The 2,827-nt window shown below is 67.9% G+C and carries 3 protein-coding genes and 1 pseudogene; all 4 read left to right on the top strand.

Going from position 1 to position 2,827, the window contains the following annotated elements:
- Positions 1 to 480 (top strand): annotated as a pseudogene (locus AB4Y84_RS18400) (flagellar type III secretion system pore protein FliP); the annotation flags it as partial.
- 52 nt (positions 481 to 532) lie between these two features.
- Entirely contained in the window at positions 533 to 802 is a 270-nt protein-coding gene (locus AB4Y84_RS18395) for a flagellar biosynthetic protein FliQ (RefSeq protein WP_005413254.1), read from the top strand.
- A 16-nt stretch (positions 803 to 818) separates the two neighbouring features.
- Entirely contained in the window at positions 819 to 1,610 is a 792-nt protein-coding gene (gene fliR, locus AB4Y84_RS18390; protein WP_032974840.1) for a flagellar biosynthetic protein FliR, read from the top strand.
- A 161-nt stretch (positions 1,611 to 1,771) separates the two neighbouring features.
- Positions 1,772 to 2,827, top strand: a 1,056-nt coding sequence (locus AB4Y84_RS18385; RefSeq protein ID WP_442250614.1) for an MHYT domain-containing protein, incomplete at its 3' end; no start/stop codon positions are given.

Raw genomic sequence — 2,827 nt, 5'->3', positions numbered from 1 at the left:
GTCCTGCTGGGCCTGGCCCTGTTCCTCACCGCGATGATCATGCTGCCGACCTGGGACAAGGCCTGGAGCACCGGCATGGCGCCGTACCTCAATGGCGAGATCGACTTCCAGACCGCCTGGACGCTGAGCACCACGCCGCTGCGYGCCTTCATGCTGGCGCAGATCCGCGAGACCGACCTGATGACCTTCGCCGGCATCGCCGGCCACGGCACCTACGCCAACCCCGATGCGATTCCGTTCCCGGTGCTGGTCGCCTCGTTCGTCACCAGCGAACTGAAGACCGCCTTTGAGATCGGCTTCCTGATCTTCATTCCGTTCGTGATCATCGACCTGGTCGTGGCCAGTGTGCTGATGTCGATGGGCATGATGATGCTGTCGCCGATGCTGGTCTCCGCACCGTTCAAGATCCTGCTGTTCGTGCTGGTGGACGGCTGGGTGCTGACCGTCGGCACGCTGGCGGCGAGCTTCAATCCGGCTTGATTGCAGGGCAGCCGGGCATGGCTCGGCTCTACATACACACAACGGAACGACGATGTCCCCCGAACTTGCCCTGACCGAACTGCGTGGCGGCCTGATCACCGTACTCTGGGTGGCCGGCCCGCTGCTGCTGACCGTACTGGTGGTCGGCGTTGTAGTGGGCGTGGTGCAGGCCGCGACCCAGCTCAACGAGCCCACCATCGCCTTCGTTGCCAAGGCCGCAGCGCTCACTGCCGTGTTGTTCGCACTGGGCAGCCTGTTGATCGGCCATCTGGTCGAATTCACCACGCTGCTGTTCCAGCGCATCCCGCACCTGATCGGCTAGACGGACGCGCACGCAGATGGATGCCGCCACCCAGATGGCTGCCGACGGCCTGAACGCCTTCGGCATGATCGGCACCGTGCTGTGGACCATGCTGCGCATCGGCGCGGTGGCCATGGCAATGCCGATGATCGGTACCCGTGCCGTGCCCGGCCGGGTGCGCGTGATGCTGGCCGGCACCCTGGCCATTGCATTGGCGCCCCTGCTGCCGCCGGTACCGGACTGGACCGGCTTCGACGCCGCCACCGTGCTGACCATCGCCCGCGAGCTGGCGATCGGCGTGGCCATCGGTTTCATGCTGCGGCTGGTGTTCGAGGCCGGCGCGATGGCCGGCGAGCTGGTCGCGCAGGGCACCGGCCTGGCGTTTGCGCAGATGAGTGACCCGCTGCGCGGCGGCACCTCCGGTGTCATCGGCCAATGGTTCTATCTGCTGTTCGGCCTGCTGTTCTTCACCGCCAACGGCCATCTGGCGTTGATCTCGCTGGTGGTGGACAGCTATCGCGCCCTGCCCATCGGCGCGCCCCTGCCCGACCCGCACGCCTTCTTCAGCATCGCCCCGACCTTCCTGCTGACCGTGCTGCGCGGCGCGCTGACCCTGGCCATCCCGCTGACCGTGGCGATGCTGGCGGTCAACCTGGCCTTCGGCGTGCTGGCCCGCGCCGCGCCGGCGCTGAATCCGATCCAGCTGGGCCTGCCGGTCTCGCTGCTGCTGGGCCTGTTCCTGCTGACCCTGCTGGTCGGCGAAATGGGGCCACCGGTGCAGCGCCTGTTCGATGCCGCCTTCCAGGCGGCCGGTGCGGTGACCCGCTGACGCGGTCGTCACGTTTTGCTGCTTGCCGTCCCCCCCGGTGCCCGCGTTAGAGTGAATGGGCAGCGACCGGGGGGACGCTGCAACCGGCGGCCCTGGTCGCCCGCCTTACGCATGCCCCACCGTAGTTTTTCCGTTGACAGGCAGGTCCGGGAGACTGACGAATGCTGGTAGGCACGTACAACCCGTGGCTGGTGGCGACCTCATTGCTGGTTGCAGTGATGGCGTCCTACACCGCACTGGCGATGGCTGGGCGCACCGTCACCGCGCCCGGCAAGGGCGCGACCTGGTGGTGGCGCCTGGGCGGCGGTTTTGCGATGGGGCTGGGCATCTGGTCGATGCACTTCATCGGCATGCTCGCCTTCGACCTGCCCATTCCACTGGGCTACGACCTGCCCATCACCCTGCTGTCGCTGGCACTGGCAATCGGCTCGTCGGTGTTCGCGCTCTGGCTGGTATCGCTGCGCACCCTGCCCCATCCTCGCCTGGCCGGCGGTGCGCTGCTGATGGGCAGCGGCATCGCCAGCATGCACTACGTGGGCATGGCCGCGATGCGCATGCAACCGGGCATCGACTACCAGCCGGTGTGGCTGCTGCTGTCGCTGCTGGTCGCTGTGGCCGCGTCGTGGACTGCCTTGTACGTGGCCTTCCGCCTGCGCGCGCAGCACACCCGCATCGGCGACCGCCTGGCCGCCGCCGGCCTGCTTGGCCTGGCCATCGTCGGCATGCACTACACCGGCATGGCTGCCGCCCGTTTCCCCGAGGGCAGCGTCTGCGGCGCAGCGGTGGGCGATGGCCTGCAGAACAACTGGCTGGCGATGCTTGTGGTGGTGCTGACCGTGGCGATCCTGGCGGTGGTGCTGGTGGTGTCCTGGCTGGACCAGCGGGTGGAGGCGCAGCTGTTGCGCCTGCGCAATTCGCTGCTCAGCACCTCGTTGACCGACGCCCAGCAGGAACTGACCCAGGCCGCGCTCCACGACCCCCTCACCCGTCTGCCGAACCGGCTGCTGCTGCAGCGGCGCATCGTGCAGGCCCTGGCCGAGGCCGAACAGGGCGGCAGCCGCTTCGCGGTGATGTTCATGGACCTGGATGGCTTCAAGCAGGTCAATGATGCCTATGGCCACCAGGCCGGCGACGCGCTGCTGGTGGCCGTGGCAGAACGCACCCGCCAGCTGCTGCGGCCGCACGACCTGCTGGCACGGCTGGGTGGCGACGAATTC

This window comes from Stenotrophomonas sp. 2YAF22, assembly GCF_052114665.1.
GTDB classification, from domain to species: domain Bacteria; phylum Pseudomonadota; class Gammaproteobacteria; order Xanthomonadales; family Xanthomonadaceae; genus Stenotrophomonas; species Stenotrophomonas indicatrix.
Note: the sequence above shows the minus strand (reverse complement) of the source record. Positions and strands in the feature narration are given on the sequence as shown.